General features: G+C 71.8%; 15 protein-coding genes. 12 read left to right on the top strand and 3 right to left on the bottom strand.

The genetic code is table 11. From position 1 onward, the window contains the following. The first annotated feature begins 79 nt into the window (after positions 1 to 79). The 3 genes from FRANCCI3_RS06095 (at position 80) to FRANCCI3_RS06105 (ending at position 6,878) form a co-directional block, all read left to right on the top strand. Positions 80 to 2,119 carry a TIGR03960 family B12-binding radical SAM protein gene (locus FRANCCI3_RS06095; RefSeq protein ID WP_011435660.1) on the top strand — a complete coding sequence of 680 codons (2,040 nt, stop codon included), beginning with the start codon at positions 80 to 82 and terminating at the stop codon, positions 2,117 to 2,119. Beyond that, positions 2,103 to 2,852 (top strand): TIGR03936 family radical SAM-associated protein, encoded by a 750-nt coding sequence (locus tag FRANCCI3_RS06100; protein ID WP_011435661.1) that lies wholly within the window; start codon positions 2,103 to 2,105, stop codon positions 2,850 to 2,852. The genes FRANCCI3_RS06095 and FRANCCI3_RS06100 overlap by 17 nt, the downstream gene beginning before the upstream one ends. A gap of 441 nt (positions 2,853 to 3,293) precedes the next feature. Further along, positions 3,294 to 6,878 carry a ribonuclease E/G gene (locus tag FRANCCI3_RS06105; protein WP_011435662.1) on the top strand — a complete coding sequence of 1,195 codons (3,585 nt, stop codon included), beginning with the start codon at positions 3,294 to 3,296 and terminating at the stop codon, positions 6,876 to 6,878. A 133-nt stretch (positions 6,879 to 7,011) separates the two neighbouring features. On the opposite strand, the gene FRANCCI3_RS06110 is transcribed toward FRANCCI3_RS06105, so the two are convergent. After that, positions 7,012 to 7,656: a hypothetical protein gene (locus tag FRANCCI3_RS06110; RefSeq protein WP_011435663.1), complete on the bottom strand. Its 645-nt coding sequence runs from the start codon at positions 7,654 to 7,656 to the stop codon at positions 7,012 to 7,014. A gap of 466 nt (positions 7,657 to 8,122) precedes the next feature. Here FRANCCI3_RS06110 and rplU point away from each other — a divergent pair, with 466 nt between their 5' ends. The 5 genes from rplU (at position 8,123) to FRANCCI3_RS06135 (ending at position 12,308) form a co-directional block, all read left to right on the top strand. Beyond that, positions 8,123 to 8,440 carry a 50S ribosomal protein L21 gene (gene rplU, locus FRANCCI3_RS06115; protein WP_011435664.1) on the top strand — a complete coding sequence of 106 codons (318 nt, stop codon included), beginning with the start codon at positions 8,123 to 8,125 and terminating at the stop codon, positions 8,438 to 8,440. Positions 8,441 to 8,445: 5 nt separating this feature from the next. Continuing rightward, positions 8,446 to 8,712, top strand: a complete 267-nt coding sequence (gene rpmA, locus FRANCCI3_RS06120; protein WP_011435665.1) for a 50S ribosomal protein L27 — start codon at positions 8,446 to 8,448, stop codon at positions 8,710 to 8,712. Between the two features lie 173 nt (positions 8,713 to 8,885). Further along, on the top strand, positions 8,886 to 10,475 hold the full coding sequence (obgE, locus tag FRANCCI3_RS06125; RefSeq protein ID WP_011435666.1) for a GTPase ObgE: 1,590 nt from the start codon (positions 8,886 to 8,888) through the stop codon (positions 10,473 to 10,475). A gap of 4 nt (positions 10,476 to 10,479) precedes the next feature. After that, the gene (proB, locus tag FRANCCI3_RS06130; RefSeq protein WP_011435667.1) at positions 10,480 to 11,595 is read left to right on the top strand and encodes a glutamate 5-kinase; all 1,116 of its coding nucleotides are present in this window, start codon (positions 10,480 to 10,482) and stop codon (positions 11,593 to 11,595) included. Positions 11,596 to 11,963: 368 nt separating this feature from the next. Further along, on the top strand, positions 11,964 to 12,308 hold the full coding sequence (locus tag FRANCCI3_RS06135) for a hypothetical protein (protein WP_235608845.1): 345 nt from the start codon (positions 11,964 to 11,966) through the stop codon (positions 12,306 to 12,308). A gap of 181 nt (positions 12,309 to 12,489) precedes the next feature. On the opposite strand, the gene FRANCCI3_RS06140 is transcribed toward FRANCCI3_RS06135, so the two are convergent. After that, complete coding sequence (locus tag FRANCCI3_RS06140; protein WP_011435669.1) at positions 12,490 to 15,666, bottom strand: AAA family ATPase; 3,177 nt, start codon at positions 15,664 to 15,666, stop codon at positions 12,490 to 12,492. Further along, positions 15,666 to 16,841, bottom strand: coding sequence for an exonuclease SbcCD subunit D (locus FRANCCI3_RS06145; RefSeq protein ID WP_035941345.1), 1,176 nt, complete (start codon positions 16,839 to 16,841; stop codon positions 15,666 to 15,668). The genes FRANCCI3_RS06140 and FRANCCI3_RS06145 overlap by 1 nt, the downstream gene beginning before the upstream one ends. Positions 16,842 to 17,164: 323 nt before the next feature. On the opposite strand from FRANCCI3_RS06145, the gene FRANCCI3_RS06150 reads away from it, so the two are divergent. The 4 genes from FRANCCI3_RS06150 to FRANCCI3_RS06165 all read left to right on the top strand — a co-directional run bounded on the left by FRANCCI3_RS06150 (position 17,165) and on the right by FRANCCI3_RS06165 (position 22,772). Further along, complete coding sequence (locus FRANCCI3_RS06150; protein WP_011435671.1) at positions 17,165 to 18,424, top strand: glutamate-5-semialdehyde dehydrogenase; 1,260 nt, start codon at positions 17,165 to 17,167, stop codon at positions 18,422 to 18,424. 99 nt (positions 18,425 to 18,523) lie between these two features. Next, complete coding sequence (gene aceB / locus FRANCCI3_RS06155) at positions 18,524 to 20,149, top strand: malate synthase A (RefSeq protein ID WP_011435672.1); 1,626 nt, start codon at positions 18,524 to 18,526, stop codon at positions 20,147 to 20,149. Between the two features lie 188 nt (positions 20,150 to 20,337). Further along, positions 20,338 to 21,225 (top strand): AAA family ATPase, encoded by an 888-nt coding sequence (locus FRANCCI3_RS06160; RefSeq protein ID WP_023840545.1) that lies wholly within the window; start codon positions 20,338 to 20,340, stop codon positions 21,223 to 21,225. A 98-nt stretch (positions 21,226 to 21,323) separates the two neighbouring features. Then, positions 21,324 to 22,772: a vWA domain-containing protein gene (locus FRANCCI3_RS06165; RefSeq protein WP_011435674.1), complete on the top strand. Its 1,449-nt coding sequence runs from the start codon at positions 21,324 to 21,326 to the stop codon at positions 22,770 to 22,772. The last annotated feature ends 4 nt before the right edge of the window (positions 22,773 to 22,776 follow it).

A 22,776-nucleotide genomic window follows, 5' to 3' on the forward strand; every position in this document is an offset into this window, starting at 1 on the left:
GGCGCTTCCCGGGTCGGCCGCGCTTCCCGGGTCGGCCGAGCGTCGAGGTGGACCTGGCGCGTGCCGTAGGCTCGCATGCATGTCCGGACAGTCGCTGTTCGCTCGCCTGGAGCCGCTGCTCCCGCGGGTGCGAAGGCCCGTGCAGTACGTCGGAGGCGAAGGCAACTCCACGGTCAAACCCTGGGACTCCGCGGCCGTCCGCTGGTGCCTGATGTATCCGGACGCCTACGAGATCGGCCTGCCCAACCAGGGACTACAGATTCTGTACGAGATCCTCAACGAGCAGCCGGATGTGCTCGCCGAGCGCACCTACTCGGTGTGGCCGGACCTGGAAGCGTTGCTGCGCGAGCACGGGCTGCCGCAGTTCACGGTGGACGCCCACCGCGCGGTGGGCGATTTCGACCTGTTGGGCGTCAGCTTCGCCACCGAACTCGGGTATACCAACCTGCTGACGGCACTCGATCTTGCCGGGATCTCGTTGCACGCGGCCGAGCGCACCGACGCCGATCCGCTGGTCGTCGCGGGGGGGCATGCCGCCTTCAATCCCGAGCCGATCGCCACGTTCGTCGACGCCGTCGTGCTCGGCGACGGCGAGCAGGCCGTGCTGGGCATCACCGACGTGGTTCGCGCCTGGAAGGCGGCCGGGAGTCCCGGTGGCCGGGGCGAGCTGTTGCACCGGCTGGCCTGCCGGCGCCTGGTGTACGTGCCGGCGTTCTACGACGTCTCCTACCGGCCCGACGGCCGTATCCGGTCGGTCACCCGCAACCGGGACGACGTGCCGGCCCGGCCGAGCAAGCACACGCTGTCCGATCTCGACTCCTGGCCGTATCCGAAGGCTCCGCTGGTCCCGCTCGCCGAGACGGTGCACGAGCGGATGAGCGTGGAGATCTTCCGCGGCTGCACCCGGGGCTGCCGGTTCTGCCAGGCCGGGATGATCACCCGTCCGGTGCGTGAGCGCAACATCGCCACCATCGGTGCGATGGTCGACGCGGGGCTGCGCGCGACGGGCTTCTCCGAGGTCGGCCTGCTGTCGTTGTCGAGCGCGGACCACACCGAGATCGGCGAGATCGCCACCGGTCTCGCCGACCGGTACGAGGGCGCCAACGTCTCGTTGAGTCTGCCGTCCACTCGGGTGGACGCCTTCAACGTCACGCTCGCGAACGAATTCTCCCGTAACGGCCGGCGTAGCGGGCTGACCTTCGCCCCCGAGGGCGGCTCCGAGCGGCTGCGTCGGGTCATCAACAAGATGGTCAGTGCCGAGGACCTGGTCCGCACCGTTAGCACCGCTTACGCTCACGGCTGGCGGCAGGTGAAGCTCTATTTCATGTGCGGCCTGCCGACCGAGACCGACGAAGACGTGCTGGAGATCGCCGACCTCGCCAGGGAGGTCATCCGGGCCGGTCGGCGGGTCAGCGGGCAGCGCGACATCCGCTGCACCGTGTCGATCGGCGGGTTCGTGCCCAAGCCGCACACCCCGTTTCAGTGGGTGGGGCAGGCGCCGCACGAGGTGACCGACGCCCGGCTGAAGCTGCTCCGTGATGCCGTGCGCGCCGATCGTGAGGTGGGTCGGGCGATCGGTTTCCGTTACCACGACGGTCGGCCTGGCATCATCGAGGGCCTGCTGGCCCGCGGTGACCGCCGGGTGGCTGCGGTGATCGAACGGGTCTGGCGAGACGGCGGCCGCTTCGACGGCTGGAACGAGTACTTCTCGTTCGAACGCTGGGAGTCCGCGTGCGCGGCGGAGCTCGAACCGCTGGGGGTGTCGCTGGACTGGTTCACCACCCGCGAGCGTGACGAACGCGAGGTGCTGGCCTGGGATCACCTCGACGCGGGCCTCGACCGGGACTGGCTGTGGGCTGATTGGCAGGATGCGCTGAGCGGGAATGAGCTCGATGACTGTCGCTGGACACCCTGCTACGACTGCGGGGTCTGTCCAACGATGGGCACCGACACCCAGATCGGCCCGACCGGACGTCGGCTGCTCCCCGTGCTTGCGGTGTCGAACCTCCAGGGCCCCGGGTCCGGGCAGGCCGAGCGACCGCAGCCGGCCATTCAACCCGATCCCGCGACCACGCCGCGGCTCGCCCCGGCTCCGGTGGGCAGTGGCGCGGCGACCTGAGGGGCCGCCGCCTCCGCCGGTGGTCGAACGGGTGCGACTTCGTTTCGCGAAGCGGGGCCGGCTGAGATTCCTCTCACATCGGGACGTGGCGCGAACGTTCGAGCGCGCATTGCGCCGCGCCGGGGTCCCGATGGCCTATTCGGCGGGATTCAGTCCGCATCCGCGGATCTCGTGGCTGGGTGCCGCGCCGACCGGGGCAGCCAGTGAGGCCGAATACGTCGAGCTGGCCCTGGCAGCCTCGGTCGATCCGGAGGCGCTGCGGGTCGGCCTGGACGCCGTTCTTCCGCCGGGGCTGGACGTGCTCGCGTGCCACCGGGCGGAAGGCGGCAGCCTCGCCGAGCGGATCGACGCCTCGCGGTGGTCGGTACGGTTGCCGGGTGCCTCCGGTCCGGAGGTCTCCGCCGCCGTGCGGGAGCTGTTGCGCCGCGACGTGGTCGAAGTTGAGCGGGCGACGAAGGACGGCAGGCGACGGTTCGATGTGCGCGCGGCAGTGGTCTCCGCCGTTTGCCGCGCAGAGAACGACACGTGTGCGATACTGGAGATGGTCGTGCGGCACACGACGCCCGCTGTACGACCAGACGACGTGCTGACCGCCCTAGGCGTGGTAGCCGGCCTGCGCTCGTCGGCGCCGCCCGAGTCCACCCGGCTCGAACAGGGCCGACTGTGTGAGGACGGCACTGTGGCGGACCCGCTGGCGCAGGACCGCAACGGCGCTGGCCGGCTGGTGGGTTGAACCTCAGCGTGTTGCAGGGCGTCGCAGGATTCCCCGGCGGTACCCGCGCCGGACCGAGACAGTGGCTTCTGCGCGGTCGCGACTGCATGAGCAGCGCGCCCGGGAGCCCGAGAGGCTTCTTAACCCGTGCCCGACGACGATCTGACCATCCAGACTGAATCCGAGCCCACCCGACCGGCGGCGCGTAGGCGCAGGGCCGCGGGACGAGCGGCAGGCCCACCCGCCGACGACCATGCCACCGCCGGGCCGAACGTGACCGATGTGGCGCCAGCCGGGAATCCGGTTCCGGACGACCCGGCCGTCGCACAGGTCCCGGGCGGGCCCCTTCGAGACGAGACCTCCGGCGACGCACCCTCGGCGCCGGCCGAGGGCCGGCGCCGTCGCCGGGACGCCGGTTCGACCACCCGCGCCCGGATGACCCGCGGCTCCGCCAGGGCCAGGATGGAACCGGCGGATACCACCGAAGCCGACGCTCCCTCGACCACCCCGGTCGGCGAACCAGGTCCGGTCGATAAACCCGCCACCGTCGAATCCGTCACTGTCGTCCCGGCCCGGGACGACACGGCCCGGGACGACACGGTGGAGGCCACCGAACCGGTGCCGGCGCGGCGCACCCGGGCGGCACGCAGCCGCCGCGCGGTGCGTGAGGTGACCGAGGTGCCGGTTGCCCCTCCCGCCGAGGACGCCCCTCCCGCCGAGGACGCCCCTCCCGCCGAGGACGCCCCTCCCACCGAGGACGCGCCGCGGGACGTCGTATCGCCGGACGTCGCTGCGAAGCCGAAACGGACCAGGGCCCGTCGTGCCATCTCCGGACTGATGACGCCCGCTGCCGCGGTGCCGGACCCGGCCGGGTCCGGCACCGCGGCGGCCGGGCCGGTCGCCGCCGGGCCTGGCGATGCGACCATCCTCGGTCCGGCGATGCCGGATGTCGGTGCGACCGGGTCCGTCGGTGTACCCGCGGGTTCGACCGCCGCCGTGGCGTCGGCTCCCGACACGCCCGGGCCTACGGACACATCCGGGCCTACGGACACGCCTGGGCCCACGGAACCGGAGTCCGCGCAGCCCGGGACCGACGAGCCCGGCGTCGCCGAGCCGGCGGCCCGGGAGTCGACCGCTGAGTCGAGATCTGCCGAGCCGAGCTCTGCCGAGCCGAGCTCTGCCGAGCCCGAGGCCGGCAGCACCCGGAGCGCGGCGACAAGGGCCAGGCGGGCGACCGCTCCGACCTGGGCCGGGATCCATAACGAGCCGGTCGTCGAGACGATGATCCGTCCCGTGCTCCGGCGACCGGCCGCCATGGTGACCTTCCAGGCTCCCGAACCGGCGGTCGTGGAGGCTCGCTGGCGGCGTGCCGCCGAACTCGGATCCGCCGCCACCGCGGTGGATGCCGTGGCGGGCACGGCGTTCCCGTCCGCCGAGCGGCGGCATGCCGAGGCACCGGCTCACCCCCGGGACGAGGCGGACGTGGCCACCGATCCCGACACGACCGATCCCGACACGATGGGCGACCTCACGGGCGGCGAGGAGGACAGCGAATTCGACGACGACCCGGATGGGGGCGGCTCGGCCTCCACCCGCCGTCGGCGCCGTGGTCGCCGTGGTCGTGGTCGGGCCCGGGGCGACGAGGACGGCGTGGAGTCCGGCCCGGAGGACGGCGCCGCGGCCGCGGACGACACGGGTCGCGAGGGTGTGGCACAGGACACGGACGGTGTGGACGGCTCGTCCGTGGCCGGGCAGGGAACCGGGTCGGTGCCCGCCGTCGCGTCGGATGAGGGCGCCGAGACGACCCCCGGCGCGGCGGAGGAAAGTGCCGAGCGTGACGGTGAGGACGAGGACGACCGGCTGGGAGGGGCCCGCCGTCGGCGGCGGCGGCGCCGTCGCGCCGGCGGCGACGAGCCGGCGCTCGCCGACGACCCGCCGAACACGGTCGTCCACGTCCGGGAGACCCGCAAGGACGAGGACCTGGTCCGGGGGCTGAGCGGGTCCACCCGTCTGGAGGCCAAGCGTCAGCGGCGCCGGGAGGGCCGCGACAGTGGTCGGCGTCGGCCACCGATCGTCACCGAGGCGGAGTTCCTGGCCCGGCGGGAGTCGGTCGAACGCCGGATGGTCGTCCGCCACGCGGGGGAGCGCACCCAGATCGCCGTGCTGGAGGACGGGGTACTCGTCGAGCACTTCGTGACCCGGGCGAGCTCGTCGTCCTATGCGGGCAACGTCTACCTCGGCCGAGTACAGAACGTGCTGGCCAGCATGGAGGCGGCCTTCGTCGACATCGGTAAGGGACGCAATGCCGTCCTCTACGCCGGCGAGGTCAACTACGACGCATCCGGGCTGGACGGTCGGCCTCGCAAGATCGAGCAGGTGCTCAAGTCCGGTCAGTCGGTCCTGGTCCAGGTGTCCAAGGATCCGATCGGGCACAAGGGCGCGCGGCTCACCAGCCAGATCAGTCTGCCGGGGCGGTACCTGGTGTTCGTCCCGGACGGACAGAACGCCGGGATCAGCCGCAAGTTGCCGGACACCGAACGAGCTCGGCTCAAGAGCATCCTGAAGAAAATCACGCCCGAGGACGGTGGGGTCATCGTGCGCACCGCAGCCGAGGGTGCCAGCGAGGCCGAGCTGGAACGCGACATCGAGCGGCTCGCCGCCCAATGGGAGGACATCGAGCGCAAGGCGAAGAAGGCGTCGGCGCCCTCGCTGCTCTACGGCGAGCCGGACCTGGTCGTCCGGGTGATCCGGGACATCTTCAACGAGGACTTCACCGAGCTGGTCGTCCAGGGCTCGGGTGAGGCCATCACGATCGAGGAGTACATCGACACAGTGGCTCCCGACCTGCGGTCGCGGATCCGCCGCTACACCGGAACCGGTGACGTCTTCGCCGAGTACCGGGTAGACGAGCAGCTCGCCAAGGCCCTCGACCGCAAGGTCTGGCTGCCCTCGGGTGGATCGCTCGTCATCGACCGGACCGAGGCGATGACGGTCATCGACGTCAACACGGGCAAGTTCACCGGCAAGGGCGGCAACCTCGAGGAGACGGTCACCAAGAACAACCTGGAAGCCGCCGAGGAGATCGTCCGTCAGCTGCGGCTGCGGGATATCGGTGGCATCATTGTCATCGACTTCATCGACATGGTTCTGGAGAGCAACCGAGAACTGGTCCTGCGCCGGCTCACCGAGTGCCTTGGCCGGGACCGTACCCGGCACCAGGTCGCCGAGGTGACCAGCCTCGGGCTGGTCCAGATGACCCGCAAGCGGGTGGGGCAGGGCCTGCTGGAGGCGTACAGCGAGCCGTGCGTGCACTGCAACGGCCGCGGGGTGGTCATCCACCTCGACGGCGGCAGCGGTGCACACGCCGCAGCCGGCGTGCCGAGCGGGACCATTGTGTCCGGTGCCGGTCAGCCGACTCCGGTGGCGGTGCCCGCGCCGGCGGAGGGGTCCGGGTCCGGTCGTCGGGTCCGCTCCTCGTCCGCGAGTGCCGTGTCCGCGAGTGCCGTGTCCACGAGTGCCGTCGACGGCCCCGCGATCATCGCCGCCGCGTCGGCCGAGCCTACGTCCGCATCCGAATCCGAGGCGTCCGGCGGACCTGGCGAACCCATCGGATCCGCCGCATCATCGACGCCCGACGCCGCGGAGAACGTCGCCGTGACGGCCGGCGAGGGTGCGATAGCCACCGCGGGCGTCACCGCCGCGGATACGGTGCCCGCGCCCGAGCCCGCGCATGCGGCCGACAGTGCGGCGGGGCCGGCGGGCGGGGCCGCAGCTGCCGCCGCCCCGGGACTCGGGGCAGCCGGTTCCCCAGCCGGGTCGAACGGGCATGTGCCCGCTGGCGGTGGCTCCGGCGCGGGCGGCCTCGAGGAGGCCCTGCCGCCGGTGTACGCCAACTCCGATGATCCCGACAGCCTCGCGACCGCGGACAACGCCTTGTCCACTGTGGGCAAACCGGCCCGGGGCCGACGACGGCGGGCCTCCCGGCCGGTGTCCAAGCCGGCCGAGTCGCTGGAGTCCGTGCCCTCGGCGGAACCCCCGAGCGCCTGACCCGCCAGAGATCCGGTGCCGCTGGTCCGTCAGCTTGTCTCTGGAGCGGAAGGACCCCGCGGCGTCCGGCGTGGGATGCTCGTCGTGGGCGCCCCCAGCTGATCGAGGCTTGGCGGAGAGCCGGACCGGCCGTTCAGGCGGCGGTCGGCCCGGCCCGACTCGGCCCGGCCCGACTCGGCCCGGCGGCCGGGCCCGGGCGCACGAGCCCGCGGCCGGCATTCTCCCGCAGTAGCAGGTCGAGGGTGGCCCGGGAACGGGACAAGGCTACCTCGATCGCCTGACGGGCCCGTCCTGGGTCGCCCATCTGCAGGGCATAGGAGGCGATGGTCAGCGACTGCACCAGATCGTCCTGATCGGCGAGGTTCGGGATCATCCGACCGCGTAGGACCGGCTCATCGGCCGCGTAGGCGGGATCGGCCGCCTCTCCCGGGTCTCCCGCCTCTCCCGCCTCTCCCGCCTCGAGACCACCGGACGGCCGGCCCTTCATCCCGGAATCGGGCAATCCCCACGCGGATGGACCCCGCCGGCGCAGCGCGATCCATCCGGCCGTGGCCGCGGTGCCCAGCGTCCAACAGGCGCCTGCCCAGGGCGGTAGGCCGGCGAAGGCCGTGAGGGTGAGACCGACGACGACCAGCACGGTCAGCGCGCCCGTCGCGGCGGGGACCGTGCCGGGAACCGAGCCGTAACGACGGGCGGCGGTGGCCGCCGGGCGGCAGACGACAGCCAGAGCGACGGCGGTACCGGCTCCCGCGGCCCAGATCACCAGCTGCCAGTACATCCTCGTCACCCCCGACGCGATCTCATTCCCGGCGCCGAAGCCTCACGATCCATCGTGGAACTCCGCCATGTGGACGATCCATGCTTCTCTCTCCTCAGTGGCCTACACCATGGCCCGTCCGGGTCATCCCTGGATATGACCCGGACGAGCGGGGCGAGGACCCGCGATGAGATCCGCCCGGCGGGCCCGTCGGGTGCGGGACACGCGACCGCCGTGCGGGGGATGCGCGGGACGGAATGCGCGGTATGCGGCGGGCGCTCCTTCGCTCCGCTCCCGATGACCTGTAAGGTGGAGTCCGCATGCTCATCCGGATGGGGCGATGCTCGCTAGCGGGCAATGCTCGCTGGATGACCGCTGATCGTCCGCGTTCCGGTCGATCGCGGCCCATGCGCACCCAAAGCTCCGCGGGGAACGCCGTTTCGGGTTCCGTGCGGTCACAGCGGCATAACAACAGCAGGGAGATCTGGTGTACGCGGTCGTTGCCAGCGGCGGCAAGCAGCACAGGGTCGCCGTCGGCGATGTCGTCGACGTCGAGCTCCTTTCCGGAGAGCCGGGCGCGGCCGTGAACCTTCCGGCGCTCCTGCTCGTCGATGGCGAGTCGGTCACCCACGACGCCGACGCTCTCGCGTCCGTCGCGGTCACCGCCGAGGTCGTCGGCGTCGTCAAGGGTCCGAAGATCCGGATCCACAAGTTCAAGAACAAGACCGGCTACCACAAGCGCCAGGGTCACCGCCAGAAGCTGACGCGTCTCAAGGTGACTGGCATCGAGACCGGGAAGGCCTGAGCGGGATGGCGCACAAGAAGGGCGCGAGTTCCTCGCGCAACGGGCGGGATTCGAACGCGCAGCGGCTGGGCGTGAAGCGCTTCGGCGGCCAGTACGTGAAGGCCGGCGAGATCATCGTCCGTCAGCGCGGGACCCATTTCCACCCGGGTGATCTGGTCGGGCGCGGCAAGGACGACACGCTGTTCGCGCTCTCGCCCGGGCACGTGCGGTTCGGCCATCGGCGGGGCCGTCGGGTCGTGAACGTGGTGGCCGAGGCGGCGGTACCCGCTTAATCTGATCGTCAAGGCCACGCCGTCGGTTCGACGGCGTGGCCTTGGTTGCCGTCAGATGGCGATCATCGGCGATCACTGGTGAGCCAGCAGCCGCGCGTACCACCGCCCTTCCGGGCGTGGTTGCGCGGCTTTGGCGCCTCTCTCGCGGGGAGGGATGTAGAGAGGAGGCGGTGATGCCGACGTTCGTCGACCGGGTGGTGCTGCACGCGACGGCCGGGGACGGCGGTCACGGCTGTGCCTCCATCCACCGGGAGAAGTTCAAGCCGCTGGGCGGGCCGGACGGCGGTGACGGCGGCCGGGGTGGTGACGTCCGCCTCGTGGTGGACCCGAGCGTGACCACCCTGCTCGACTTCCACTTCCATCCGCATCAGCGCGCCTCTCGGGGACGCCCCGGCCAGGGGTCGAACCGGCACGGAGCGGACGGTGCGGACCTCGTCCTCCCGGTGCCGGACGGAACCGTCGTGCTGACAGAGGACGGCGAGCAGATCATCGACCTGGTCGGACCGGGCAGCGCGTTCGTACTGGCCCGCGGCGGCCGTGGGGGGCGGGGCAACGCGGCGCTCGCGTCGGCCCGCCGCAAGGCCCCCGGGTTCGCCGAACTCGGCGAGCCCGGCGAGCAGCTCGACGCCGTGCTGGAACTCAAGACCGTGGCCGACGTCGCGCTCGTCGGTTTTCCCAGCGCCGGCAAGTCCTCCCTGGTGTCGGTGCTCAGCGCGGCCAAGCCGAAGATCGCCGACTATCCCTTCACGACGCTGGTGCCCAATCTCGGCGTGGCGCAGGCGGGTGATCGTCCTCCTTACACGGTCGCGGACGTCCCCGGCCTGATTCCGGGCGCCAGCGAGGGACGCGGGCTGGGCTTGGAGTTCCTCCGGCACATCGAACGCTGCTCGGTGATCGTGCATGTGCTGGACTGCGCCACCCTGGAACCGGGTCGTGATCCGATGACCGACCTCGACGTCATCGAGGCCGAGCTCGCCGCCTACTCCGCCGATCTGTCCGACCGTCCCCGGCTGGTCGTCCTCAACAAGATCGACGTTCCGGACGCCGCGGAGCTCGCGGAGCTCGTCGCTCCCGAGCTGCGAGCCCGTGACCTCGCGGTCTTCGCGGTGAGTACCGCGACCCGACGTGGCGTGCACGCGCTGTCCCTGGCCTTGGCCGACCTCGTCGCCCAGCACCGGGCGGCCGCGCCGGCCCGGGCGGCGACCCGCATCGTGCTGCGTCCCCGCGCGGTGAACGAGCCCGACTTCACGGTGCGCCCCCTCGGCGACGGTTTCCTGATCACCGGGTCGAAGCCCGAGCGCTGGGTGCGGCAGACCGACTTCACCAACGACGAGGCGATCGGCTTTCTCGCCGACCGGCTCGCCCGCCTCGGCGTGGAGAAGGAGCTCGCTCGCCTCGGCGCCACCGCGGGAGCGGAGGTGACCATCGGCGAGGTCACGTTCGACTGGGAGCCGACGCTGAGCGGCGGCGGGCTGGGGAACGGTGGGCTGGGTGTTGATGATCATCCGGGTGGCGACGGGCTCGCCGAGACCGGTCCGGGTGGCCGCGGGCCGGCCGGCACCGCGGCCTCCGGTGCGGCACCGTCACCCGGCCGAGGTGGGGACACGGGTTCCTCGGTGTCCCTCGGACCGCGCGGGACCGACGACCGGTTGCGGGCCTCGGTGCGGTTGACCCGGGCCGAACGGATGGCTCGCCGCGCCGCCGCCGTCGTCGACCCGGCGGTACGAGGAGAACCGGCGGGTCGAGGAGAAGAAGAAGGATGAAGGCGTGCGTCCGTTCGTGACCGACGCGCGCCGGGTCGTCGTCAAGGTCGGTTCGTCCTCGCTGACGACGGCCGCCGGCGGTCTGGACGTCGACCGGCTTGAGGCGCTGGTGGCCGCGGTGCTGCCCCGGGCCGGACAACAACTGGTGCTGGTGTCCTCCGGGGCCATCGCCGCGGGTCTCGCCCCGCTCGGCCTGGCCCGGCGGCCGCGTGACCTCGCCACCCAGCAGGCGGCGGCGAGCGTCGGCCAGAGCTCGCTCGTACACAGCTACGCGGCGGCGTTCGGACGGGCCGGTCACCAGGTCGGCCAGGTGCTGCTGACGGCGACCGATGTGATCCGCCGCACCCACTACCGTAACGCCCGGACCGCGCTCGACCGGCTGCTTGAGCTCGACGTCATCCCGATCATCAACGAGAACGACGCGGTGGCCACCCAGGAGATCCGGGTCGGCGACAACGACCGGCTCGCCGCGATTGTCGCCCATCTCGTGTCGGCGGATCTGCTGGTGCTTCTGTCCGACGTGGACGGCCTGTACGACGCCAACCCCAGGCTGGGCCCGGCGACCATGGTGCGCGAGGTGCGTTCGGATACCGACCTGGACGGGCTGACCGCCCGGGGCACGGGCACCGCCGGTGTCGGGGTCGGCGGGATGGCTACCAAGATCGAGGCGGCCCGGATGGCGGCTTCCGGCGGCGTCACGGCGATCATCACCTCGGCCGCGAACGCCGCACCGGTGCTGCGGGGGGAGGAGGTCGGCACCGTCTTCCACCCCACCGGGTCGCGTCGGGCCTCCCGCCTGCTCTGGCTGGCGCACGCGACCGCACCCGAGGGCCGGCTGCACTTGGACTCCGGGGCGGTGGCCGCGGTGGTACGGCGGCGGGCGTCGCTGCTGCCCGCCGGGATAACCGGCGTGGAGGGGGACTTCGCCGCCGGGGACCCGGTGGACCTGGTCGACCCCGACGGGCGGTCCGTGGCGCGGGGGCTCGTCGCCTTCGACGCGGCGGAGCTGCCCGTGATGCTCGGGCGTTCGACGGCCGACCTCGCCATGGAACTCGGACCGTCGTACGAACGTGAGATCGTCCACCGCGACGACCTCGTGCTGCTGCTGCCGGCCCGCTGACCCGGCCGGCTACTCACCCGACCCGGGCTGAGGTGACAGCCAGGCGCGCCGGCCCGGGACAAGACCGTCCAGATAGCTATCCATATAATTAGACATATCGGATTGGGGATGGCTTTGACGACGATATTCCAGTGGAAACCGGCGTCTATCGCGCCTCGTGGCCCGGAATTCGAGAGAGCCCGTCAACAGTTCTTTCCCGGCATTTCACCCCGGCTACCCGGAAAGCCGCCGATAAAACTGAAGGGGTCTCGGCGCAAAAAATAGCGACGGCGGCGAATAGCGCTTCCGGAGTCGGGTAACCTTCCCTCGGCGGGCAAGAGGTCGAATCTGTTGAGAGAGGTTATTTCGTCATGAGAATGCGTAGGACCGTGGGTCTCCTCGCCTCGGCCGGAGCCGCCGGCGCGCTGACGCTGGCATCGGCCCTTCCCGCGAGCGCGGATTTGAACAGTTCGAATGTCTTGATCGGCGGCGTCGCCAGGTGCCCGGCCAGCGCCGCGGCGGGCGTGGCGGTCCGCACGACGGCCGGCGAGTTCGACTCGTCCGGCGTCGGCGCCGGCGGCTTCTACAGCCTGAGCCTCCAGCAGGTTCCGGTGGCCGGCACGAGCGCCACCTTCAGCGTCCAGTGTTCCGACAGCTCTGACAACTACAGCCGTACCTTCCCCCTCCAGAGACCGTTCAGTGGAAAGTCGGTCACCATAAACTTGTTCTCGTAACCGGACATCTCCGTTGAAGACTCGATGAAATGATCTGATCCCTGGTCCGCTCGGCAATGCCGAAATGGCCGCCACCGGAATCCGGTGGCGGCCATTTCCGATCCCGGGTCCTGGCCTGGGGGCGGTTTTCCCGGCTAGGCCAGCCGAGTAGTGGTGTGCCCGGGTCAGTGGTGCGTCCGGGTCAGGACGTGGTCTCGACCCGGCTGCCGCCGACCCCTTTGACGACCCGGATTTGGTTCGGGATGCGCTGGCGCAGCTCGGTGACATGGCTGACGACGCCGACGAGCCGGCCGCCGGAACGCAGTTCGTCGAGAACGGTCATCACCTCGTCGAGGCTGTCCGGGTCGAGCGTGCCGAAACCCTCGTCGATGAACAGCGCGTCCATCCGCCGGCCTCCCGCCTCGGCCGTCACGACGTCGGCGAGCCCGAGGGCCAGTGACAGCGCCGCCTGGAAGGTCTCCCCGCCGGACAGGGTGGCGGTGTCGCGCCGCCGGCCGGTCCAGGCGTCGTCGACCAGCAGCCCGAGGCCGGCGCGCCGACGCTTGTCGCGGCTTTCCCCCGCGTCGTGCACCAGGGTGAACCGACCGCTGCTCATCGCCGCGAGCCGATGGCTGGCGGCGGCGGCCACCTCTTCCAACCGAGCCGCCAGCACGAAGCTGGACAGCGGCATGCGCTCGGTGTTGGCACCCCGCCCGGCGGCCAGATCGGCGAGGCCCCGCAGCTCGTCCGCCGCCTCCCGCAGCGGATCCAGGGTAGTGAGCTTCTCGGTGAACTCCGTGACCAGCGAGGCCAGCCGTTCGGCCCGTTCCCGGGCGCGTGCGGCCGTGGCGAGCGCGCTCTCGTGGACCTCGCGGGCGTCGGTCACGGCCGTCTCGTGGTCGGCCAGCGGGACCTCGGTGTCCGGATCGACGGCGAGATCCTCGCCCGCCAGCCTGGCCCCGACGGCGACGAGCTCGTCCCGATGGGCCCGGGCCTCGTCCGCGGCGCGGCGCATCCAGTCGGAGTCCCGCACGGCCTCGGCGGCGTCGTCCAGGTCGGAGAACCCCGCCTGCCGCGCCTGGTCGAGGGCGGCCGTCCCGGCGCGGATGTGTTCGGCCCGGGCCTGCTCGGCAGCCAGGGCCGCGGCCTGCGCGGCCTCGTGATCGGCGGCGAGGGCGGTGACGGCACGGCGGCGCGCGGCCAGGGCGTCGGGGTCGCATAGCTCCGCCGGAACGCCGGCGAGCCGTCGGGCGGCGCGGTCCCGGGCGTCCGCCGCGCGTTCCCGGGCCGCCTGCGCCGCGGTCCGTGCGGCGGAATGGCGGGCCGCGGTCTCCTTCTCGTTCTCGTGGACCTCGCGCAACGCGGCCTCCGCCGCGGCGAGCTTCTTCGCCGTCCGGGTCCGGGCGCGGACCGCGTGGGTCAGCACGGCGGCGAGTTCATCGAGCCGATCCGCGACCGGCGCCCCGGAGCCGCCCAGCAGCGTCGCGACCGGAAGCGCGCGGATCTCGGCGAAGGCCGCCTCGACGCGGTCGTCCGGGTTCGCGCTGTGGTCCGGGTTCGCGCTGTGGTCCGGGTTCGCGCTGTGGTCCGGGTTCGCGCTGTGGTCCGGGTCCGTTGGGCCGACCAGGTCGGCGTGCAGCGCCCGGACCCGGGACTCCCAGTGGGCCACCGCCCGGCTCGCCCTCGTCGCGGCGTCGGCGAGCCGGTCCGCCTCCTGCCCGGCCGCGGTCTCGGCGTCCTTGCTCACATGGTCGGCCCGGGTCTCGGCCGGGTCGGGATGCTCCAGGGCCCCGCAGACCGGACAGGGCGTGTCATGGACAAGCGCGGCGGCGAGTTCGGCGGTGATGGCGTCGAATCGCTGCTGCCGGAGGTCGGATGCGTGGGTCCGGGCCGCGGATGCGTCTCGTTCGGCCTCGTCGGCCACGGTCCGCACCTGCCGCCCCTCCCGGACGGCGGAGGCCAGCTCCTTGGCCCACCGGGCCCGTTCGACCAGGCCGGGCAGAGCGGCGCCGGCCCGCCGGGCGACCTCCACCCGGGCCTCGGCCGCGACGCGGGCGCGGGGCAGCGTGACGCTGATCGCCTCGGCGAGTTCGGCGGCGGACCGGGTGTAGGCGGCCGTATCCTGGTCGGCCCCGGCGGCCTCCTCGGCGTCCCGCTCGGCGGCGGCGAGGGTGTCGGCCAACGTTCCCAGTCGCCCGGTCTCGGTGTGGGCGAGGCGGGCCAGGCGGGCGAGTTCCTCGGCAGGTGCTTCGGCAGGTGCCTCGGCAGGCCTCCCGGTGCCCTCCTCGGGCAGCGGTCCCGAGGGGGCGGGTTCCCCGGGAAGGAGCCCGGATGGATGGCGTCCGAGCCGGTCCCGGGCGTCGCGTTCGGCGGCCTCGGCCCGGTGGACCTCGGCGGCGCGGCGGTGGACCTCGCCCAGGGCGGGTGCGACGACGGCGGCCCGGCGGGCCGCGTCCAGCTCGGTGGCGAGCAGCTCGATCCGGGGCGCCTGTGCCGCGAGCTCCTCCTGCCGGGCGGCCAGTACCCGGCGCTGCCCGACGCGTCGGGCGAGGTCGCGTGCCTGGTCCAAGGCCTCCTCGGCCGCGGTGCGCCGCGCTGCCGCCGCGCCGGCCGCCTCGTCGGCCGAGATGGCCGCCGCCGCGGCGGTCCTGGCGAGGTCCGAGGCCCAGCCGGCGTCAGCCGTCGGATCCTCCGGCTCGTCGACGGCCGCCACCTGCGAGACCCGGGCGGTCACCCGGTCGAGCTCGGCGCGGGCCAGCGCCAGCCGTTCGGCGGCGATCTTTGCCTGGTCCAGCAGCCACTGCTCGGCGTATTCGAAGCGGTTGACGTGGAACAGCCGCTTCAGGAGCTTCTCGCGCGCACCGTGGTCGGCTTGGAGGAAGTCGGCGAAGCGTCCCTGCGGGAGCATGATGACCTGGAAGAACTGCTTGTCGCTCATGCCGACGAGCAGGTCGATCTCATGGCCGACGTCCTCCATGCGGGTGGCGACCGTCTCCCAGCCGCCGGCGCCGTCGAACCGTTCCAGCCGCGCCGTCGGATGGGCGCGGGTCGTCCCGCCGCCGCGTTTCGGCTTGTCCCAGGCGGGGCCGCGGGTGATCCGGAAACGTCCCGCCGCCACAGTGAACTCCAGCGTCACCTCCGGCCGTAGGGATGCCGCGGCGTGGTGCGAGCGCAGGTCCGGCGGCCCGGAGACCTCCCCGCGCATCCCCGGCACCCGGCCGAACAGCGCGAACCCGACCGCGTCGAGCAGCGTCGTCTTGCCGCCCCCGGTCTCCCCGCAGAGCAGGAGCAGGCCGCCGCTGCCGAGGACGTCGAAATCGATCTCGACGGTGCCGGGGAAGGCGCCGAACGCCGCCAGGGTCAGGTGGTGGGGACGCATCAGGCGACTTCCTCCTCGGCCCGGCGGGCGGCGCCGAGGGCTTCGGCGAGCAGAGCACGTTCCCGAGCCGAGGGAGCGCTGCGTACATGGGCGACGAAGGCCTCGGCGATCTCCAGCTCCGAGCGTCCCCGGGTCCGCCGGCCGAAGCTGAGTATCTCGTCTGGTTCCGTCTCCGGTTCGTGCGCGAGTCGTAGGGCGAAGGGGAACCGGTGCTGCAACCGGGCCATGGCGTCCATGGGGCGGACGGGGTCGGTCAGCACGGCGGAGACGAAGTCGGCCTCGTGCGGGGCATGGGCGGGGTCGGTGAGGAGGTCGGCAAGACTGCCGCGCAGCAGGGTCATCCGCCGCCGGGCGGGAACGCCGATGCGGGTCACGTTCCCCAGCCCGGTCGGACCGATCTCGACGAGCAGCGACGCTTTCGCGTCGCCGGACTCCGAGAAGGAGTAGGCCAGTGGCGATCCGCTGTAGCGGACGGACGGGGCGATCGCCTGTGGCCGGTGCAGATGGCCGAGCGCGGTATAGGTGATCCCCTCGAACAACCGGGCCGGCACATTGCCCACCCCGCCGACGCTGATGTCGCGTTCGCTCTCGCTCGCCGCCCCGCCGGTGACCCAGGCGTGCGCCACCACGACGGACCGGGCATCCGGATACCGTGCGAGGTCGGCCCGCACCGCGTGCATCGCCCGGTGCATCGTCGCGGCGGGGATCCCGGCGGCCGGGACGTCCGAGCCAGATGGCGCCTGCGCCGGTTCGGGAAGCTGGGAGTTCGCCGCCGACGGCTCCAGGTAGGGGATCGCGTACACCCGGACCGCCCCGGCGGGATCCTCGACGACGACCGGATCCCCGACCGCGGCCGGATCCGTCCGGATGCGGACGCGGGGGTCGAGCAGGCCGGCCTTGTCGCCGAGCCGGCGGGCCGCGTCGTGGTTGCCACTGATCACCACGACCCGGGCGCCGGCATCGCGCAGTCGGGAGAGCGCCTCGTCGAAGAGCTCCAGCGCGCCCACCGGCGGGATCGCCCGATCGTGCACGTCGCCGGCGATGAGCACGACGTCAACGCCCTCGGAACGGACGACGTCGACGAGATGATCGACGAAGGCCGCCTGGGCCGGCATCAGGTCGTGACCGTACAGGCCACGCCCGAGATGCCAGTCGGACGTGTGCAGCGCACGCATGCGAGCACGGTAGGCAATCCCGTCGAGATGATCGTCATGGGGGTCCGAACTGCGCGCCTTTCTGGCTGTTCCGGTTATCACCGTTCCGGGTCCCTGCCTGTCGCGGACCTGGCGGATCGCGGATCTGGATAACGGGATAAGGAGATGAGCTGGATAACGGGATAAGGAGATGAGTAGGTCGCGGATGCAGGGATGAGCAGGTGACGGATGCGGGTGTAGGTGACGGATGCGGGTGAGGAGCGATGAACGGCACGACCGCCGAGCCACCGGTAGCCTCGTAGCGGCGGGCAGCGCCGCGGCGCCCGCCTAACGGAGGACCCGAGATGAGCACCTCTGCGGAGGATGTCCGAGGCAGCGCCGTCCGTGCCAAGGCGGCGGCGGCCCTGCTGGCGCCGCGCAGCCGCGCCGAGAAGGACCGCGCGCTGCTCGCCATGGCCGACGCGTTGATCGCCCGTTCCGCTGAGATTCTCGCCGCGAACGCCGAGGACCTCGCCGCCGCGCGGGCGGCGGGCACCGCCGGGGCGATGGTCGATCGGCTCACCCTCACCCCGGCCCGGCTCGCCGGCATGGCCGACGGCCTGCGTCAGGTCGCGGCGTTGGAGGACCCGGTCGGCGAGGTCGTGCGCGGCCGGGTGTTGCCGAACGGGATGGAGCTGCGCCAGATCCGGGTCCCCCTCGGTGTCGTCGGGATCATCTATGAGGCCCGGCCGAACGTCACGGTGGACGCCGCGGGCCTGTGTCTCAAGAGCGGCAACGCCGCGTTGCTGCGCGGGAGCGCCTCCGCGGTACGTTCCAACACCGCGCTGGTGGCGGTGCTGCGCGGCGCCGCCGTCGCGAGCGGCCTGCCGGCGGACGCGGTGCAGCTCGTCCCCGGGATGGACCACGATGCGGTCAAGCACCTGATGCGGCTGCGCGGGCTCGTCGACGTGCTCATCCCGCGGGGTGGCGCGGGTCTGATCCGGGCGGTCGTCGAGGAGTCGACGGTGCCCGTCATCGAGACCGGGGTCGGCAACTGCCACGTGTATGTGGACGCCGAGGCCGACCTCGACCAGGCGCTCGCGATCACCGTCAACGCGAAGACCCAGCGGGTCTCGGTGTGCAACTCGGCGGAGACCCTGCTCGTGCACGCCGGCGTGGCCGGGGAGTTCCTGCCCCGGGTGCTGGCCGCTCTGCACGATGCCGGGGTCACCGTGCACGGCGACGAGACGGTGTGCGCCGTCGATCCTCGGGTGCTGCCCGCCACCGACGACGACTGGGCGGCCGAGTACCTGTCGTTGGATATGGCCGTCGCCGTCGTCGACTCCCTCGACGACGCGGTCGCGCACATCCGGCGCTGGGGCAGCGGGCACACCGAGGCGATCGTCACGCGGTCCCTGCCGGCGTCGCGGCGGTTCATCACGACCTGCGACAGCGCGGCCGTCATGGTGAACGCCTCGACCCGTTTCACCGACGGGGAGCGGTTCGGGATGGGCGCCGAGATCGGCATCTCGACCCAGAAGCTGCACGCCCGCGGCCCGATGGGGCTGCCCGAGCTGACCTCGACGACGTGGGTCGGCGTCGGCGACGGGCATCTGGTCACCTGAGGCCCGGGTCACCTGAGGCCCGGGTCACCTGAGGCCCGGGTCACCGGGCCCGCCGGATCGGGCCGTCCGGGACGCAACGGAACCGGGAAGGGAATAGGTATGGGCTCGTTGGACGGGGTGACGGTGCACGGGGTGTCCGCGGTGCGGACCGTGCCGGGGCTCACCGCGGAGCAGGTCGACGCGGTGCTCTCCGACAACGCGCTGGCCTTCGTCGCCGGGTTGCACCGCACGTTCGCCGGCCGGCGTGCCGAACTGCTCGCCGCCCGGGCCGCCCGCCGCGCCGCGATCGCAGCCGGGGCCACCCTGGATTTCCTGCCGCAGACCGCCGACATCCGGGCCGGGAACTGGCGGGTCGCGTCGCCGGCGCCGGGGCTGGTCGACCGTCGGGCCGAGATCACCGGCCCGACCGACGCCAAGATGCTCATCAACGCGCTCAACAGCGGTGCCCGGGTCTTCATGGCGGACCTCGAGGACGCCAACGTGCCGACCTGGTCGAACATGGTCGTCGGACAGCACAACCTGAGTGAGGCCGTCGCCGGCACGCTCGCCTTCACCTCGCCCGACGGCCGTCGTTACGAGCTCGACGAGTCCACGGCGACGCTCGTGGTGCGCCCGCGCGGCTGGCACCTGCCGGAGCGGCACGTCACCGTCGACGGGGAGCCGATCGTCGCCGCGCTCTTCGACGCCGGAATGTACCTGGTCCGCAACGCGCACGCCCTGCGGGCTACGGGCGTGGCGCCGTACTTCTACCTGCCGAAGCTGGAGAGTCATCTCGAGGCCCGGCTGTGGAACGACGTGTTCACCGCGGCGCAGGCCGAGCTCGGCCTGCCCGTCGGCACCATCCGGGCGACCGTTCTCATCGAGACGCTGCCCGCCGCCTTCGAGATGGAGGAGATCCTCTACGAGCTGCGGGAGCATTCCGCCGGACTCAACGCTGGCCGCTGGGACTACATGTTCTCCACCATCAAGACGTTCGCGTCCCGGCCGACTGAGTTCCTGCTGCCCGACCGCAACGGCGTGACGATGACGGTGCCGTTTCTGCGCGCCTACACCGAGCTGCTGGTCTCCACCTGTCATCGCCGCGGCGCGCACGCGATCGGCGGGATGGCGGCGTTCATCCCGTCGCGGCGCGACCCCGAGATCAACGCCGCGGCCCTGGCGAAGGTGCGCGCCGACAAGGAGCGGGAGTCCGCGGACGGGTTCGACGGGAGCTGGGTGGCGCACCCTGACCTGGTGCCGGTGTGCACCGAGGTCTTCGATGCGGTGCTCGGCGACGAGCCGAACCAGCTCACCCGGTTGCGTGACGACGTCAAGGTCGGCGCCGGCGACCTGCTGGCGGTGCGCGACACTCCGGGTTCCGTCACCGCGGCCGGGGTCCGCGGGAACATCAGCGTCGGGGTGCGCTACCTGGAGAGCTGGCTGCGCGGGATCGGGGCGGTCGGCATCGACAACCTGATGGAGGACGCCGCCACCGCTGAGATCTCCCGTAGTCAGATTTTCCAGTGGATAGCCGCCGGGGTCGTGCTCGACGACGGCCGTCCGGTCACGGCCGATCTGGTCCGGACCGCTCTGGCGGAGGTGCTGGACCAGATCCGGCTCTCCATCGGCGCCGCCGCCTTCGACAACGGTCGCTGGAAGGACGCGGCGGCGGTGTTCGAGGAGACGGCGCTCGGCGAGACCTTCGTCGAGTTCCTTACTCTTCCCGCCTACGAGCGGATCGACTGAACCGGCGAACACCTGGGCGAACACCTCGGGAGAATCCTCGGGTGAACCGGCGGCGAACAGGTCGATGAGCAGCCCGTGGATATCCACCCGGCGGACGGTGGCGCGCAAGGCGTAGTCACTCGTCTGCGGCGCCAGCCTGGCAGTATGGACGTGGCGATGCCTGACACGGGGACGGACGGAAGGTGGCCATGTCGCTGCAGGAACACGCTTTCGCCGACGTCGCTGATGTGCGGGAACGGCTTCGCGTGACCGGATACCTCGCGGACGAGGCGATTGCCACCACGGTCTTCCTCGCGGATCGGCTGCGTAAACCGCTGCTTGTGGAGGGGCCCGCGGGTGTCGGTAAAACCGAGCTCGCGAAGGCGCTGGCGACCGCGGTTGGCGCCGAGCTCATTCGGCTGCAGTGCTACGAAGGGCTTGATGAAGCTCGCGCACTGTACGAATGGAACTACAAGAAGCAACTGCTGCGCATTCAGGCCGGATCGGGAGACGGCGGCGCCGAGGGTTGGCAGCAGGCCCACGACGACATCTTCAGCGAGGAGTTCCTGCTCTCCCGGCCGCTGCTGACGGCGATCCGCCGCCAGCAGCCGACGGTGCTGCTCGTCGACGAGACCGACAAGGCCGACGTCGAGGTGGAAGGCCTGCTGCTGGAGGTGCTGTCCGACTTCCAGGTGACGATTCCGGAGCTCGGTACCATCAGCGCCACCCGCCGTCCCTTCGTCATCCTGACCTCCAACGCGACGCGGGAGCTGTCCGAGGCGCTCAAGCGGCGCTGCCTCTACCTCAACCTGGACTATCCCTCGGCCGAGCGGGAGAAGGAGATCGTGCTCTCCCGGGTGCCCGATCTCCCGGAGAGGCACGCCGAATCGTTGGTCCGGATCGTCCGCGCGTTGCGGGCGATGGAACTGAAGAAGGCGCCCTCCATCGCCGAGACCATCGACTGGGGTCAGACCGTGCTCGCGCTCGGATTCGACACGTTCGACGAGGCCGCCGTCGCCTCGACCCTCGGCGTCGTCCTCAAGCACGCCAGCGACCAGGCCCGAGCCATCAGTCACCTCAAGCTCGGCGCGAACTGAACAGCCCGAGCCGAACCCATCGAACTGATCGAATTCATCGAACCGATTGCCAGCTGACGGCCGTCGCCACGGCCGCACGTCCACGAGGGGGCGCCGGCATGAATCTGCTGGACCGCACCGTCGATTTCACCGCGGCGTTGCGCCGGGCCGGTGTCCCGGTGAGCAGCGCTGAGACCGTGGATGCCGCCAGGGCCGTCGGCGCGCTGGGCTGGGCCGAGCGGGACGCCGTCCGGGCGGCATTCGCGGCGACCCTGTGCAAGCGGCCACTGTACCGGCCGGCTTTCGACACTCTGTTCGACCTGTACTTCCCGCCCCGGATCGGGGACGGGGTGTCGCTGGACGACCTGGACGACCTGGACGACCTGGACGGCGACCCGGCCGGGGCGGCGAACGGCGCGGCGGCGAACGCCGGCGTCGACCCCGGCGAGCTGTCGCCCGAGCAGCTGGAGGAGCTGCGTCAGGCGCTGCGCGACCAGTTGCTCGACGCGCTGCGCGACGGCAACGACGAGGCGCTGCGCGCGCTCGCCCGGCAGGCGGTGAGCGCGTTCGGGTCGGCGCGCGGCAGCTCCGCCCGCTCGTGGTTCATCTACCGGGTGCTGCGGATGATGTCGGCGGAGACCCTCATCGTCGATCTGCTCGCGGCGATGCTGGCAGATTCCGAACGTGGCGGACTCGCCGAACGGGCCGCCCGGCAGACCATCACCGACCGGATCCGCGAGTTCGAGGAGATGGTGTCCACCGAGGTGCGGCGGCGGATGGCCGAGGAACGCGGCCTCGATGCGGTCGAGCGCACCGCGGTGAAGCCGCTCAGCGACCAGGTCGAGTTCCTGCGAGCCTCCCAGCGGGACCTGGTGGAGCTGCGCAGGCAGGTCTACCCGCTCGCCCGGCGGCTGGCGACCCGGCTGACCGCGCGGCGCCGGTTCGGCCGCATCGGCCGGCTGGACTTCCGGCGCACGGTGCGGGCATCGCTGGCCACCGGCGGCGTACCGGTGGAGACCAGGCACCGCCCGCACAAGCCGCACAAACCCGAGCTGGTCGTGCTGTGCGACGTCTCCGGCTCGGTGGCCTCGTTCGCGCATTTCACCCTGATGCTGACCCATGCGCTGCGCGAGCAGTTCGCCAAGGTCCGGGCGTTCGCCTTTATCGACACGACCGACGAGGTCACCAGGTACCTGCGTGGCCTCGACCTCGGCGACATGATGGCCCGCATCTCCGGAGAGGCGGACCTCGTCTGGTTCGACGGGCACAGCGACTACGGGCATGCCATCGAGGTCTTCGCCGAGAAGTACCCCGAGGCGGTCGGTCCCAAGACGTCGTTGCTGATCCTCGGCGACGCCCGGAACAACTACCGACCGACCTCGGCGACCATCTTCAGGCGACTGTGCTCGCGGGCCCGGCACTCCTACTGGCTCAACCCGGAGCCGCGCAGCTACTGGGGCTCGGGCGACTCGGCGACAAACGTGTACGCCGAGCTCGTTGACGAGATGGTGGAGTGCCGCAACATCGAGCAGCTCCAGGCGTTCATCGGGCGGCTTCTTCCGTCCTGACGGG

It is taken from the genome of Frankia casuarinae (assembly GCF_000013345.1).
GTDB lineage: Bacteria > Actinomycetota > Actinomycetes > Frankiales > Frankiaceae > Frankia > Frankia casuarinae.